We start from the raw sequence: 14410 nt of genomic DNA on the forward strand, positions 1-14410 counted from the left end.
TCTCAGTGATCGCGGTCGAGCAGGCTGCCGGTCAGCGCGGCCAGGCCGGCGCGAGCGGGGCCGTCGAGGTCCAGCACATCGATGAGGTCCCACGCGGCCGACACCCGGCGATCGGCTTCCGCGCGGGTCCACTCGCGACCGCCCGCTTCCTCGACCAGTTCGGTCAACTGCGCCACCTCGGCGTCGGTGAGGGCTTCGGGTTTGGCGTAGAGCGAGGCGATGCGCGCGGACCCGGCGGTCCCGGCGGCCAGCGCGGCGGCCACCGGTGCGCTCTTCTTGCGTGCCCGCAGGTCCGCCCCGACCGGTTTGCCGGTGACCGCCGGATCGCCCCAGATGCCCAGCAGGTCGTCGGCCAGCTGGAAGGCCACGCCCAGGTGCACGCCGAACCGCTCGAACCGCACCGCCCATTCCGCCGGCGCGCCCGAGTGGGCCACGCCGAGCCGGCAGGCGCAGCCGAGCAGCACCCCGGTCTTGCCGGTCATCATCGCCAGGCACTCGTCCACGGTCACCCCGGTTTCGGACTCGAACCGCAGGTCCAGTTCCTGTCCACGGGCGAGCAGCCGCAAGGTTTTCGCCAGCAGCGTCACCGAACGCGCCGTCGCGGCGTGCCGCTGGGCGGCGAGCACCTCGAAGCCCAGCGCGATCAGCGCGTCACCGGCCAATATCGCGGTGGCTTCCCCGAAGCGTGCCCACACGGTCGGCCGGTGCCGCCGTTCGCGATCGCCGTCCATGATGTCGTCGTGGATGAGCGAAGCGTTGTGCAGCAACTCGATCGCGGCGCCCGACGGCACCACGTCGGCCGGTCGCGCACCGGTGGCCGCCCCGCACAGCAGCGCGAACGCCGGGCGCAGCAGCTTCCCGCTCACCCCGCCGGTCGGCCTGCCCGTGTCGTCGCACAGGCCCAGCTGGTAGCCACAGACCGTGGCGAGTTCCCCGCCCAGCCGGTCGATCCACTCCCCCAGCACCGGCGGCAGCAGGCGCCGGGCGAGCACCACACCCGGATTGACCGGCGCGCTTTCGAACGCGGGGGCGCTCATGCCGCGCTCCGGTCGATCAGCGCCGGTTCCAGGTAGCTCGCCGGGTTTTCGGTGTCGTGCAACGCTTCCCGGTAGCGCCGGGTGCTCGCCGACCAGTCCAGGTTGCCGCGCATCCACGACCGCAGGCCCGCGAGGTACGGCTCGATTTCCTTGTGGCGCTTGCGGATCAGCGGTTCGGCGGCGAGGTACTCGCGCAACCGCCGCGTGATCCGCTCCGCGACCACACCGATCGCCTCGGTCTGGCCGATCCCCCTCGCGTGCTGCACCACGGTGACCAGGTTGTGGTATTCGCCGAGCGCGGTCTCCTTGTCCAGCGAGTACAGGTCGTTCGTCCAGCCCACCACGTCACAGGCCGCGCGCACCGCCTCGGCGAACGGTTCGCTGTCGTACACCTCGGCCGGCACGTCCAGGTGTTCGGCGATCTCGATCAGGTCGAAGCAGACGTAGATCGCGCCGGTGTGCCGCCGCTTCTCCACGTAGTCGGCCTCACCGGGAATCGTGCCGCTGACCCGGTTCGCCGACTCCCAGCCCGCCGCCAGCCCACCGGCCACCACGTGCTCGACGAACCGCCGCCGCCACGCCTCGCTCGCCGTTTCCGTGGTGCGGTCCCACAGGTCGGCCAGCGAAGTCACGATCGACGGCCCCGCCGGATCGGCGCCCTTTCCTTCCAGCACGCCGAAAAGCGCACCGAGGAACTGGTGCGTGCGCTCGGGATCGCGGCCGAGCACCCCGTCGTCGAGCTGGTCGTCGAGCAGGAACAACCACGCGAACCAGTCGGCGACCAGGCCGAGGTCGCGTTCGCTCGCCGTCGGATAGGTGATCGCGGCGAACCAGCCGAAGGCAGCGCGGTCGAACCGCTCCCTCGCCGCCGCGCGCCCGATCAGCCCCTGCTCCCCCACCCACCGGTTCAGGTGCGCGGTCGCGGCGTCGGCGTGCGGATTGCACTCCGGGGCGATGGCCTCGAACGCCTCGACCATCCTGGTCACCGGGCCGGTCATCGCCGGACCACCCGGACGTGCACCCCGCCTTTGGGGTGCAGGGTGATCAGCGGTTCCGGCTGCACGTTGCCACAGCCTGGCGGGATCACCACGCGGTACCGCTGCGCGATCATCGCCAGGATGATCACCAGCTCGGTCAGCGCGAAGTGCTTGCCGATGCAGATGCGCGGGCCGCTGCCGAACGGGATGTAGGCCTGCTTGGGCCGCTTGGCGACCTCGTCCGGGGTGAAGCGGTCCGGATCGAAGGTCTCGGGATCCGGCCAGAACTCCGGGTGCCGGTGCAGCGCGTAGATGTTGAGGTACAGATCCGACTTCGCCGGGATCCGGAAGCCGCCGATCACGTCCTCCTCGATCGAGGACCGCATCGTCTGCCAGGCCGGCGTGTACAACCGCAGCGTCTCGTCGACGATCATCCTGGTGTACTTGAGGTTCAGCACGTCGTCGAAGGTCGGCGCGCGTCCATTGAGGACGGTATCGACCTCGTCGAGCAGCCGCTGCTGCACTTCGGGGTGCTGCCCGACGGTATGCATCAGCCAGGACACCGAGTTGCTGGTGGTCTCGTAGCCGCCGATGATCAGGTTGAGCACCTCGCGGTGCAGCTGCTGCTCGGACAGGCCGGTGCCGGTCACGTCGTCGACCGCGTGCAGCATCGCGTCGAGCAGGTCGTCGTGCTGCTCCCCGCTGCGCACCCGGTCGGCGATGATGTCGGCGACGAACCCGTCCATCGTCCGGATGATCTCGGCCAGCCTGCGGTGCGAGGGCGTCGGCCAGGTCAGCGGGATCAGCGGGAAGCGGAAGAACGCGCAGGCGATCTGGTTGGCCTCGAAGAACATGTCTTCGATCGCCTTGCCGCGGGCGCCGACCTTCGCGCCGAACAGCGAGCGGAACACGATCCGCATGGCCAGCTGGCCGAGTTCGGTGCTGACGTTGACCACGTCCGACGGCCCGTACTGGCGGTCCCAGCGATCCAGCATCTGCGCGGTTTCGTCGGTCATGTTCAACGCGAAGCCGGCCACCTGCGGCCGGTGGAACGAGGGCTGCATGGTCCGCCGCTGGTGCCGCCACGGCTCACCGCCGACGTTGCCGATCAGCCCGCCACGCAGGATCGGCGCGATCGCGCGGAACAGGAAGGTGTCCTTGTTGTAGTTCTCGTGGTTGCGCACCAGCACGTGCTCGAAGTAGTCGGGGTGGTTCAGCATCGCCATCTTGATGCCCAGGACCCTGATCTGCACGATGTCGCCGTACCGGCCGATCATCTGGTTCAGGAAACCGACCTGGTCCCGCCGCATCGCGAAGGTGCTGCGCACTTCGTCGCGCAGGCTCGGCCGCGGTACCGGCCGCGCCGAACCGGTTTCCGCGCCGCGCGCACGGCGATCATCGACTGCCTGGTTCGTCATCTGCCCCAGCCCCTGCCCCGGTCTCGTGTCGGATACCGGGAACCATACTTTTCGGCGAATTCGAAGGGTCTCCGATCCTGCGCTTTGCCGTTTTTGATGTTGTTCGGCATCCGCGCTTCGGCGATCGTGATCTCATTCCCGATTCCAGGAGGAACCCGATGAAGATCGAATTGGCCGAACGCTGGGCCACCGCGTTCAACAACCACGACGCGGCCGCCTTCGTGGCCTGTTACGCGGAAACCGGAATCCTCGAGGACAAGGCGCTGCGCCGGACCTTCCGCGGTCGCGGGGAACTGGCCGTCTTCTTCGAGGAATGGTGTGCGGCCAGCCCGGAAAGCCAGGTGGACCTGGACCGCGTACTGCCGACGGAGTCCGGCCTGGTGGTCACTTGGACGGGTCGCGGCGTCCTTTCGGGGCATTTCCCCCACCTGCCGCCGACCGCCGTCCGCGGCAGCCGCATCGAATTGCCCGCGATCAGCGTGCTCGATCTCGATCGGGACGGATTGATCGTCAGCCACACCGACTACTACGACGCATTGAGCCTTTTGCAGCAAATCGGCGTTCTCGCCGCCTGATCATTTCGCGTCGACGTACCCGGAGGCGGCATCATGGACCTTGATCGGCTTGGCCGGGATTTCCTCGGCAACCCCTGCCCGGTGCTGGCGGAACTGCGGGAACGGGACCGGATCCGGCGGGTGGTGCACCACGGCGTGCCGGGCTGGCTGGTCACCCGGTTCGACGACCTCCACGCGATGTACACCGAGCCGAGGCTGTCGGTGAACCCCCGCCACGCGCCCGATCACGTGCGCGCCGTGCCGTGGGTGGCGGCCGCCGAAGCGATGGGGCTCGGGCAGTGCCTCGCCGTGGTGGACCCACCCGAGCACACGCGACTGCGCCGGCTCGCGCACAGCGCGTTCACCCCGCGCCAGGTGGAACGGCTGCGCCCGCGGGCACGCGTGGCCGCCGAGCGGCTGATCGGCGCGGCGGCCGAGCGCGGCCGCGCCGACATCATGGCGGACGTTGCGCTCCCGCTGACCATCGAGATGATCATGCGGCTGATCGGCGTGCCGATCACCGACAGCCAGACGTTCGCGGAGAACACCTACCTGTTCCTGTCCAGCGACCCGGCCGACGCGGACCGGGTGCCCGGCGCGATGGCCTGGCTGTCCGCATACATCGCCGGACTGGTGGCCGACAAGCAGGCCGAGCCCGGTGACGACCTGCTCAGCGCGTTCGTCACCGAGAACGACGACGATCGGCTCAACGCCACCGAACTGGCGGCGATGACGCTGATGCTGCTCGTCGGCGGGTTCAACACCGTGTCCGGCCTGATCGCGGCCGGGCTGCTGACCCTGCTGAGCCACCCGGACCAGCTCGCCGCGCTGCGTGCCGAACCGGAGCTGATCCCCGGCGCGGTCGAGGAGATGCTGCGCTACGAATCCACCCTCGGTTCGAGCCTGCTGCGGTTCGCCACCGAGGACTTCACCTTCGCGGGCGCGCGGATCCGCCGCGGGGACGTGGTGATGGGCTCGATACTGGCGGCCAATCGCGATCCGCGGCGGTTCGCCGAACCCGACCGGTTCGACATCCGCCGCGAGCCGGGGCGGCACCTGGCCTTCGGCCGCGGCATCCACTACTGCCTGGGCGCCCCGCTGGCCAGGTTGGAGGCCCAGGTCGCGTTCACCGTGCTGCTGGAACGCTGTGGCAGTATCCGTCTTGCCGTCCCTGCCGAGGATTTGCGATGGCGGATGATGCCGACGGTACGTGCGCTGGAGGCGCTGCCGGTTGTGTTGAGCCCGGCCGAATAGGTCGTTATACACTCGGCGGGGCACCAGCGGCTTCGTTTCGCCGAACGTGAGGAGCGCGTCGTGGACTTCGCGGACCGGGCCCGGCGCGTGCTGCCGGGCGGCAACACCCGGACGACCATATTCGTCCCGCCCCACCCGCCCTACGCGGTCAGCGGCGAAGGCGCGGTCCTCACCGACGACACCGGCCACCGGGTCATCGACGGCAACAACAACTACACCTCGCTGATCCACGGCCACGCCCACCCGGACGTGCTCGCCGCGGCCATCGAAGCCGCCCAGCGCGGCACCGCGTTCGGCCTGCCGACCCACGCCGAAGTCGCGCTCGCCGAGCACCTGCGCGACCGCACCGGGATCGAGCAGTGGCGGTTCTGCAACTCGGGCTCCGAGGCCGTGCTGATGCTCCTGCGCGCGGCCCGGGCGCACACCGGCCGCGACCTCGTCGTGCGGTTCGAAGGCAGCTACCACGGCACCGGCGACGCCCTCGTCTCCCCCGATGCGCCGGGTGTGGCACCCAGCGCGGTGCTCGTCCTGCCGCAGCACGACCTCGGCGCGCTCACCGCCGCGATGCGAGAGCACGGGGACCGGGTCGCCGCGGTGCTGATCGACCTCATGCCCAACCACGCCGGTCTGGCCCCCGCCGATCCCGCCTACGTCGAGGCGCTTCGCGACCTCACCCGGCAGCACGGCGCATTGCTCGCCATCGACGAGATCATCACGTTCCGCCTGCACGAAGGCGGACTGCATCGCACGTACGGCATCGAGCCCGATCTCGTGGCCGTGGGCAAGGTGATCGGCGGTGGTTTCCCCGTCGGAGCGATCGGCGGCAGCGCCGAAGTCCTGGCGCCGTTCGCCCCGGCCGCGGGCGCGGTGTCCTGGGGCGGCACCTTCAACGCCAACCCGGTCACGATGGCCGCCGGGCTCACCGCGCTCACCCTGTTCGGCACCGCGGAAATCGCCGCACTGAACCAGCGCGGCGACGAACTGCGGTCCCGGCTTCGCGCGGAAGGCGTGGCCGTCAACGGCTCAGGCTCCCTGCTGCGGCTGATGACGCCCGACCCCACCCGGCTGTGGTGGGACCTCTACCGGCGAGGAGTACTGATCGGGACCAACGGCCTGCTCGCCCTGTCCACCGCCATGACACCGGACCACCTCGACCAGATCGCCGAAGCCGTCACCACCAGCTAGTAGGCAAGCTCCCCGATGCCGCCGTCCACGCGCAGCACGGTGCCGACGGTGTAGGCGGATTCGTCCGAGGCGAGATAGACCGCCGCCTTCGCCATCTCGGCGGTGGTTCCCGGCCGATGGAGGGGCACGGTCCGCCGGAGTTCCTCGTAGATGGCGGCCTGGCGGTCGGCGCCGAGCGGTTTGAAGGTGTTGGTGACGGTCAGGCCCGGGCTCAGTCCAGGCACTGCTGCGCGAGGAGGCCGTCACTTCCCGGACCTGACCGGGGCACGCGCCCGCCGGGCACGCTGACCGGCGGGCCCTCTAGCGTGGTGGGGGTGGAACACCCCGAACCCGACACCAGAACCCTCGAACGCGCCCTCCGCCAGTACGTGCGGGCGGTCGCGGCCGCGGTCGGCGTTCCGGACGAGAGCACCACGGTGGAGATCAGCGACACCGCCACCGCCTACCTCGGCCTGCCCCTCCGGTGGGCCGACCGGCCCGGCCACGACGTCATGCTGGTCTGGAACGAACGGCGCGGCTGGTCGCTCGCGGTGGAAACCGATCCCGCCGCGGCCCCCATCCTCCTCGCCCACCACGGCGGCGACGTCGTGCCCGCCCCGGACGCGGTGGCGCGGTTCGTCACCGACACCGCCGCCGGGCACCACCCCGGCCAGGCGCGTCCCGGCCCGGCGAGCACCGCGACCCGCGGATCGCTGGCCGAACGGCTGAAGCCCTACGTCCACGACGCGACAGGCTGACCTACTTCCCGAAGCTTCACCGAGGAGCGACAGCCTCCGCGTCCGGCACCCCCGCGTAGTCGGGCAGCTCGACGCCGTTGATCGCGCGCCCGACCAGCTCGGTGAACCATTCGCCGGTGAAATCGGGTGGCGGCTCGGCGCCGGGGACGTCGCGGCTGCGGGCGTTCAGCCTGCCGATCTCCTGGTTGGCCTCGACGAACGAGCGCATCCGCGCCTCGTAGCGGGCAAACCCGGCGTCGGGATCCCAGCCGGCGGCGGCCAGTTCACCGGCCAGCACGTAGGCCCCGACCAGGGCCAGCCCGGTGCCCTGCCCGGACATCGGCGACGAGCTGAACGCCGCGTCCCCGAGCAGTCCCACCCGTCCGTTCGACCAGCGGTCCATCACCACCTGGGCGACCTGGTCGAGGTAGAAGTCCGGGGTGTCGTCCAGGTGCGCGAGGATGTCCTGGGTCAACCAGCCCAAGCCCGCCATCCGCTCGCGCAGCAGAACCTTCTGGGCCGCGACGTCACGGTAGTCCACATCGAACTCAGGCGAGGCGAAGTAGAACATCGCCATCGCCCGGGTGGCGTCCTGGATGGGCCGCAGGAGTGCCGAGCGCCCGGACTCCTGCTCCTGGTATTCGAGCAGCCAGCGATCCAGCCCGAACTCGTTGGGCACGCTGTAGAAGGCCAGCACGTGCCCGAGGTGGTGGAGGAACCGCTCATGCGGCCCGAAGACCATCGCCCGCAGTGCCGAGTGCAGCCCGTCGGCCCCGACCACCAGGTCGAAGCGCCGCCGGTCGCCGCCCGCGAAGGTCACGCCGACCCCGTCCGCGTCCTGGGTGAGTTCGGCGATCCGGTCGCCGAAGAGGTACTCGACGCTGTCGCGGGTGTCGTCGTAGAGCACCCGCGACAGGTCCCCGCGCAGGATCTCGATGTCGGCGATGAACCCGTCACCACCGTCGTCCTCGGCGTGGAAGGTTTGCAGCACCTGCCCGTCCGCGTCCACGGTGTGCGCGCCGGCGGTGTCCGTGCACGCCGCGCGCACCGCGGCGTCCAGCCCCATGCGCCCGATGACCTCCTTGGCCACCCCGCGCGCATCCACCGCCTGCCCGCCGGGACGCAGCTCGGACGCTCGCTCCACCACGGTTACCTCGGCTCCCCACCGGTGCAACCAGTGGGCCAGCGCGGGCCCCGCGATGCTCGCCCCTGCCACCAGCACACTGATGCCGCTCACCGCGCCCCCCCCAGATTCGACCGCCTGGATCGTACCGGGTTTGCCGTTAACTAGTGCTCGGCAGGTAGACGACCTGCCCATCATCGGGCACGAGGTAACCATAAACCCGTTTTCGAGGTATTCCTTCAGCACGAATCCTGGCGGCCGAGTCTCCCCCGGGATAGGCGAATTCCAGTGCTCCGATCGGAATTCCGAAATCAATCCAGTCTGATCCGTCATCTTCGCGAACGACACCGACATCACAAACGATGGGTTTCCAGCGACACCAACGAGGGCGGCACCGGCTGTTGCCGGTAAGGCTCCAGGCTGGAGGTGCCGTACCAGTCAGCGACTCCGACCGCCGGCCCCAACGCCGCCAGCGCACGATCCAATCGGAAGTCGTCATTCGGACCGATCTCGATCGCCAGCTCGTACGAAGGCCGTTGTCATCCTCACCGCGGCGCTCCTCGGCGTCACCGCGGTTGCCTCAGCGCCACGCCGAGCGACTCAGCACTGCCGCTTGGAGCGACTTCCCGGTGCACGCCGGGCACCGATCAGGTTTCGGCGCCGCGGCCGTCTGTATCTGTGAGAGCGACTCACAGGAGGCTGAACGCCATGCGGAAACTGACCTTTGCCATGAACGTGTCCCTGGACGGCTACATCGCCGCGCGCGGGGATGACCTTGGCTGGAGCGGGGGTGACGGACCGGACTCGTCGCCCGGGGATGAGCTGTTCCGGTGGTGGTCCGACCGGGTGGCGGCGACGGGACTGGCGCTGTACGGGCGCAAGCTGTGGGCGAACATGAGCTCCCACTGGCCGACCGCCGACCAGCGGCCCGGCGCCACCCCGGCGGAGAAGGAGTTCTCCCGCCGCTGGCGTGACATGCCGAAGGTGGTGTTCTCCTCGACGACCAGCACGGTCGACTGGAACACCCGCCTGGTCACCGGCGACGCGGTCACCGAGATCACCCGGCTCAAGGCCGAGGACGGCGGCCCGATGGACATCGGCGGCGCGACGCTCGCCGCGGCGGCCATGCGGGCCGGGCTGATCGACGAGTACGTGCTGGTCACCGTGCCGGTCCTGGTGGGCGGCGGCACGCCGTTCTTCACCGCCCTGGACAGCTGGGTGAACCTGAACCTGGTGGAGACGCGGACGTTCCCCGGCGGCGTACTGCTGACCCGGTACCAGACGAGGCGATGAGCGCACCTGCCGCCGGCGGTGCTCACACCGTCGGCGGCAGGTCCAGCCACGGCTGGCCGGTGGCGTCGAATCCGGTCAGCTCGGCGATCTTCCCGTCGACGACGCGCAGGGCCGCGATCGCGAACAGCCGGTACGCCGGGTCGCCGGGGGTGCGCAGGTACAACGCGGCGGCGGGCATGCGGTTGACCGTCGTGACGATGCCGCGCCAGTCGTCGTGGCCGGGCTGGAAAAGTCCGCCGGAGACCCAGCCGTCCACCGCGGCCTTCGCCGTCCTGACCAAGGTGCCCGAATCGGGCAGCATCGCGAAGCGCAGGTCGTCACGCAGCAGGGAGATCAGCCCGTCGAGGTCGTTGCGCTCGTGTGCCCCGATGTACGACTTCACCACCCCGCGCTCGTCGTTCGACAGCTCGTGGGTGGCGGGACCGCGCCAGTCGAGACGACGGCCAGGCAGTTGCTCGCGCATCGTCACGCGCGCCCGCTGCAGCGCGCTGGTCACCGACGCGACGGTCAGCTCGAGGGCGTCGGCGGCCTTCGACGCCGGCCAGCCGAGGACGTCGCGCAGGATGAACACCGCCCGCTGCCGCGGCGGCAGGTATTGGACGGCGACGATGAACGCCAGCTCGACCGTTTCCCGCGCCACCGCCGATTCCTGCGGGTCCTCGGGAAGCATGCGGTCGGGATACGGCTGCAGGTACGGCAGCTCGGAGTCCGCCAGCTCGGACGGCACGGGGGTGCGGTCGTTGCGCTTTTCCAGGAAGTCGAGGCAGGCGTTCGTCGCGATCCGGTACAGCCAGGTCCGCGGCGCGGCGTTGCCCTTGAACGACTCCCGCTTGTGCCACGCCCGCAGGAACGTCTCCTGCGTCATGTCCTGGGCGTCCTCGTAGTTCGCGAGCATCCGGTAGCAGTGCAGCTGCAGCTCACGCCGGTGGCGCTCGGTGATGAGCGCGAACCGCGCCTTATCGCCCGCGCGGACCACCGCGATGAACGTGGCCGCGTCGGCACCCAGCGAGCTAGCGTCGGTCATGGTCGTCGATCCTTCCACCGGCGTGAGGGGGCTGCCAGAACTGACGGCGCGGCGGAGGATTTCTGATCGGTGGAGCCGCTGACGCGATCGTAGGCGCAGAGCGGGCGGCCGGTCACTTCGTCGTGCCAGACGCGCCCGTGGACGCCGAAGACCGCCTCGAGCAGATCGGCGGTGACGACCTCGGCGGCGGGGCCGTCGGCGTGCACGCGGCCGTCGTGCAGTGCCACGATCCGGTCGGCGTAGCGGGCGGCCTGGACGAGGTCGTGCAGCACGGTGACCACGGTCAGGCCGCGTTCGGCGCGCAGCCGGTCGATCAGGTCGAGCATCTGCAGCTGGTGGTGCACGTCGAGATAGGTGGTGGGCTCGTCGAGCAGGAGCAGCGGCGCGTCCTGGGCCAGTGCGAGCGCGAGGCGGACGCGTTGCCGTTCCCCGCCGGAGAGCCGGTCGAGCACGGCGTCGGCGTAGGCCTCGACCCCGGCGTCGGCCAGTGCCCGTTCGACCTGCTCGTCGTCGCCCCCGGCGAGCATGCCCAGCGGTCCGCGGGTGGCGTAGCGGCCTTGCCGGACGAGCTGGCGCGCGGTGAGCGCGGGCACCGGCGGCATCGCCTGCGGCAGTACCGCGATGCGGCGCGCGACGGCCCGGCGCGAAAGCGTGCGCAGCGGCCGGTCGTCCAGTGACACCGAACCGGCGTCGGGCGCGTGCAGCCCGGCGAGCACGCGCAGCAGGGTGGATTTGCCGCAGCCGTTGCGGCCGACCAGCGCGAGCCACTGCCCGCTCGGCACGGCGAGGCCGACCCCGTCCAGCACGGTCCGGCTGCCGAAGGTGACGGTGATGCCGGTGGCGAGCAGAGCGGTCATGAGCCATCTCCGGAGGTGAGGGCGGACTGGCGGCGGGCCGCGCGGACGAGCACGACCGCACCGGCGATCGCGGTGATCGCGCCGGTGGGCACGCCCAGCGGCTGCCCGCCGAGCGCGGCGAGTTCGGTGAGCTGCTGGGCCGCGGCGTCGGCGGCGCAGACGGTGGCCGCGCCGATGAGCGCGCTGCCGGGCACGAGCAGGCGGTGGTCGGCGCCGAAGGCGAGCCGCGCGGCGTGCGGGGCGAGCAGCCCGACGAAGGCCAGGGCGCCCACGGTGGCGATCGCCGCGGCGGCGGCCACCACGGCCAGCAGCAGGGTCGCGCTGCGCCACCGGGCCGGGTCGAGCCCGACCCCGCGGGCGTGGTCGTCGTCGACCGCGAGCACCCCGAGCACCGGCGCGGCCAGCACGGCGGCCACCAGCACCGGGACCAGCCACGGCAGCAGCGCCTGCCAGTGCGCCCAGCCGCGGCCGTTGAGCGAGCCGACCAGCCACTGCACCATGGCGGCGGCGCCCTGTGGCCGGGCGGTCAGCAGGATCAGCGTGATCCCGGTGAGCACCGCGGAGATCAGCACGCCGAGCACCGACAGCCGCAGCGGGTCGCTGCCGGTGCGCGCGGCCACCACCCAGAGCACTCCGCCGCCGAGCACCCCACCGGCGACGGCGGTGCCGATCATGCCGTGCGGGGTGGCGATCGCGCCGCCGAGCAGGGAGGCGGTCACCGCGCCGAGCACGGCACCGGAGCCGACGCCGGTGATTTCCGGTGCGGCCAGCGGATTGCGCAGCAGGCTCTGCAGCACGCACCCGGCGACGCCGAGGCAGGCACCGGCGCCGAGCGCCACCAGCACCCGCGGCAGGCGCAGGTCCAGCACGATCCGGCGGGTGGTCTCGTCGCCGAGCATGGTCCACAGCCCGCTGCCGGAGGCGCCGGTCATCAGCTGCGCGAGTGCCGCGATCACGGTGCCCAGTACCAGACCAGGCCACAGCCAGCGCCTCATGTGCGCGCCGCCCGCCGCCGGTGGAGCACCAGCACTCCCCCGCAGAGCACCGCGAGCAACGCGGTCAGCCCGCCGACGGGCAGTTCGACCGGGTACAGCACGGTGCGCGCGAGCAGGTCGGCCGCGGTCACCAGCAGCGCACCGGTCGCCACCGACCAGCCGAGCCAGGCCAGGGCGGATCCCGACGGCCGCAGGGCGCGGGCGAGCTGCGGCGCGAGGAAACCGACCCAGGCGACCGGACCGCATGCCCCGACCACGGTCGCCACCAGCAGGCAGCCGATCGCCAGCACCGCCACCCTGGCCGCACCCGCGGGCAGGCCGAGCGCAGTCGCGGTGTCGTCGCCGAGCCGCAGCACGCCGAGCGCGGGCAGTGCCAGCACGGTCAGCGGCAGCGCGAGCAGCATGCCGGGCACCGAGGTGAGCACCGTGGTCCAGGTGGTGCCGGTCAGCGAGCCGAGCAGGTACCGCACGAGCACGCCCTGCTCGCGGGACTCGGTCAGGGACATCCCGGCCAGCAGCACCGCCTGCAGCGCCGAACCGATCGCCGCGCCGATCAGCAGCACGGCGGCCGGGCCCACCGCGCGCCGGACGGCCAGCAGGGTCAGCCCGCCGCCGGCCGCCGCCCCGAGCAGCGCCGGGACCAGTGGCGCGCCCGGCACGCTCACCCCGGTGACCACCACCAGCGCGACCGCGGCCGCGGCGCCGGACGACACCCCCAGCAGTTCCGGCACCGCCAGCGGGTTCCGCAGCGATTCCTGCAGCAGCAGCCCGGCCGCGCCCAGCACCGCGCCGGCGAACAACGCGAGCACCAGCCGCGGTGCGCGCAGTTCGAGCACCACCAGGCGGTCCAGCACCGGGGCGTCACCGGCGAGCACCGCGGGAAAGTGGTCGGGAGTCACCACCGGCTGGCCGAGGCTGAGCGCGAGCACGGCCAGCACGACCGCGCCGAGCACAACCCCGGCCACCGCCACCCGGCTCACGCCGCGGGAGCCTTGTCCACGGCTTCGCGCACGATCGCGGCCAGGCTGCGCGTGCCGCGGCCCTTGCCCCAGAGATCGGCGTTCATCTCGTGCACCGCACCGGTTTTCACCGCGGGGATCTCACGCCACACCGGGTTGTCCGCCAGCTGCCGCGACAACGGCACCGCGTCGGTGGAGAAGAGCAGCGAGTACACAAAAACCACGTCGGGTTGCTGGGCGAGCAGTTCCTCCACGCTGTAGTTGCTCGCGGTGTCCACATCGGAGTTCTTGGCCGGGAACGGGTAGCGGAAGAGGTGGGCCAGCAGGTCGCCCTTGAGCGAGTCGGCGTTGTCCACGCCGATCGCGTCGACACTGCCGTACATCAGCACCGCCGTGCCCCGCTGCCCGCGCTTTTCCACGGTGTCGGCCAGCATCGCGCGGAACCGCTCCTCGGCCCGCGTGGCTTCCTCGACCCGTCCGGTGAGCGCACCGAGATTGCGCAGGTAACCGACCGATTCCTGCCACGTCTTGGGTTCGGTCAGCCACAGCGGCGCGAACTGGCCGACGGTGCTCGCCAGTCCATCGTGGACACCGGACAGGCCGATCACCAGGTCCGGCTTCAGCGCGGCGATGCTCTCCACGTCTTCGCTGCCGAAGCTGCCGCGCACCACCGGCACCGCCGCGCCCGCGTCACCGAGCAGCACCGGGTGGCTGAGCAGCCGCGGGTTGCTGGTTCCGGCGGGCACGATGCCCAGTTCGGTGGTGAGGTCATCACAGAGGCCGCTCAGGCAGACGATGCGCTGCGGTGGCGCGGTCAGCGTCAGTTCCTGCCCGTGCGGGTCGGTGATCCGCAGCGACGGTTCCAGCGGGGCGACCGCGCGGTCCACGGGTACGACCGGGGCGGCAGTGCTGCTCCCGGCCGGTTCGGTGGCGCAGGCGGACAAGGTCAGGGCGAGCGCGGCGAGGGCCGCGCCGAAGGTTCGGCGCACGGCGGGGTTCTCCATTCCGATGTGGACAG

The 14410-nt window shown here is 71.3% G+C and carries 15 protein-coding genes; 5 read left to right on the top strand and 10 right to left on the bottom strand.

Annotated elements, in window-relative coordinates; genetic code table 11:
• Window positions 1-2: 2 nt before the first annotated feature.
• Genes A4R43_RS09390 through A4R43_RS09400 form a run of 3 tightly spaced genes read right to left on the bottom strand, consistent with a single transcriptional unit; the run spans window position 3 to window position 3432 of the window.
• On the bottom strand, window positions 3-1037 hold the full coding sequence (locus A4R43_RS09390; protein WP_113691965.1) for a polyprenyl synthetase family protein: 1035 nt from the start codon (window positions 1035-1037) through the stop codon (window positions 3-5).
• Window positions 1034-2035 carry a terpene synthase family protein gene (locus A4R43_RS09395; protein WP_113691966.1) on the bottom strand — a complete coding sequence of 334 codons (1002 nt, stop codon included), beginning with the start codon at window positions 2033-2035 and terminating at the stop codon, window positions 1034-1036. Before A4R43_RS09395 ends, A4R43_RS09390 begins: the two co-directional genes overlap by 4 nt.
• Entirely contained in the window at window positions 2032-3432 is a 1401-nt protein-coding gene (locus A4R43_RS09400; protein WP_113691967.1) for a cytochrome P450, read from the bottom strand. The genes A4R43_RS09395 and A4R43_RS09400 overlap by 4 nt, the downstream gene beginning before the upstream one ends.
• Before the next feature lie 158 nt (window positions 3433-3590).
• On the opposite strand from A4R43_RS09400, the gene A4R43_RS09405 reads away from it, so the two are divergent.
• Genes A4R43_RS09405 through A4R43_RS09415 form a run of 3 tightly spaced genes read left to right on the top strand, consistent with a single transcriptional unit; the run spans window position 3591 to window position 6425 of the window.
• Complete coding sequence (locus tag A4R43_RS09405; RefSeq protein ID WP_113691968.1) at window positions 3591-4007, top strand: nuclear transport factor 2 family protein; 417 nt, start codon at window positions 3591-3593, stop codon at window positions 4005-4007.
• Window positions 4008-4040: 33 nt separating this feature from the next.
• On the top strand, window positions 4041-5240 hold the full coding sequence (locus A4R43_RS09410) for a cytochrome P450 family protein (protein ID WP_113691969.1): 1200 nt from the start codon (window positions 4041-4043) through the stop codon (window positions 5238-5240).
• A gap of 60 nt (window positions 5241-5300) precedes the next feature.
• Entirely contained in the window at window positions 5301-6425 is a 1125-nt protein-coding gene (locus A4R43_RS09415) for an aspartate aminotransferase family protein (protein WP_113691970.1), read from the top strand.
• On the opposite strand, the gene A4R43_RS09420 is transcribed toward A4R43_RS09415, so the two are convergent.
• Window positions 6422-6649: an SDR family oxidoreductase gene (locus A4R43_RS09420; protein WP_236808858.1), complete on the bottom strand. Its 228-nt coding sequence runs from the start codon at window positions 6647-6649 to the stop codon at window positions 6422-6424. The two genes, A4R43_RS09415 and A4R43_RS09420, sit on opposite strands and share 4 nt — an antisense overlap.
• A gap of 90 nt (window positions 6650-6739) precedes the next feature.
• On the opposite strand from A4R43_RS09420, the gene A4R43_RS09425 reads away from it, so the two are divergent.
• Complete coding sequence (locus tag A4R43_RS09425; RefSeq protein ID WP_113691971.1) at window positions 6740-7162, top strand: DUF6292 family protein; 423 nt, start codon at window positions 6740-6742, stop codon at window positions 7160-7162.
• A gap of 16 nt (window positions 7163-7178) precedes the next feature.
• On the opposite strand, the gene A4R43_RS09430 is transcribed toward A4R43_RS09425, so the two are convergent.
• Window positions 7179-8378 carry an FAD-dependent monooxygenase gene (locus A4R43_RS09430; protein WP_113691972.1) on the bottom strand — a complete coding sequence of 400 codons (1200 nt, stop codon included), beginning with the start codon at window positions 8376-8378 and terminating at the stop codon, window positions 7179-7181.
• Between the two features lie 594 nt (window positions 8379-8972).
• On the opposite strand from A4R43_RS09430, the gene A4R43_RS09435 reads away from it, so the two are divergent.
• Window positions 8973-9557 (top strand): dihydrofolate reductase family protein, encoded by a 585-nt coding sequence (locus A4R43_RS09435; protein ID WP_113691973.1) that lies wholly within the window; start codon window positions 8973-8975, stop codon window positions 9555-9557.
• Window positions 9558-9579: 22 nt separating this feature from the next.
• Here the strand turns inward: A4R43_RS09435 and A4R43_RS09440 are convergent, their stop codons facing one another.
• The 5 genes from A4R43_RS09440 to A4R43_RS09460 are packed head-to-tail and all read right to left on the bottom strand — an operon-like array spanning window position 9580 to window position 14381.
• Window positions 9580-10581: an RNA polymerase subunit sigma-70 gene (locus A4R43_RS09440; RefSeq protein ID WP_113691974.1), complete on the bottom strand. Its 1002-nt coding sequence runs from the start codon at window positions 10579-10581 to the stop codon at window positions 9580-9582.
• Complete coding sequence (locus A4R43_RS09445) at window positions 10578-11438, bottom strand: ABC transporter ATP-binding protein (protein ID WP_113691975.1); 861 nt, start codon at window positions 11436-11438, stop codon at window positions 10578-10580. The genes A4R43_RS09440 and A4R43_RS09445 overlap by 4 nt, the downstream gene beginning before the upstream one ends.
• A complete protein-coding gene (locus tag A4R43_RS09450; RefSeq protein WP_113691976.1) occupies window positions 11435-12433 on the bottom strand; it encodes a FecCD family ABC transporter permease in 999 nt (332 codons plus the stop codon). The genes A4R43_RS09445 and A4R43_RS09450 overlap by 4 nt, the downstream gene beginning before the upstream one ends.
• Complete coding sequence (locus A4R43_RS09455; RefSeq protein ID WP_236808859.1) at window positions 12430-13413, bottom strand: FecCD family ABC transporter permease; 984 nt, start codon at window positions 13411-13413, stop codon at window positions 12430-12432. Before A4R43_RS09455 ends, A4R43_RS09450 begins: the two co-directional genes overlap by 4 nt.
• Window positions 13410-14381, bottom strand: coding sequence for an ABC transporter substrate-binding protein (locus A4R43_RS09460; protein WP_236808860.1), 972 nt, complete (start codon window positions 14379-14381; stop codon window positions 13410-13412). The genes A4R43_RS09455 and A4R43_RS09460 overlap by 4 nt, the downstream gene beginning before the upstream one ends.
• Between the last annotated feature and the right edge of the window lie 29 nt (window positions 14382-14410).

The organism is Amycolatopsis albispora, assembly GCF_003312875.1.
Classification (GTDB): domain Bacteria; phylum Actinomycetota; class Actinomycetes; order Mycobacteriales; family Pseudonocardiaceae; genus Amycolatopsis; species Amycolatopsis albispora.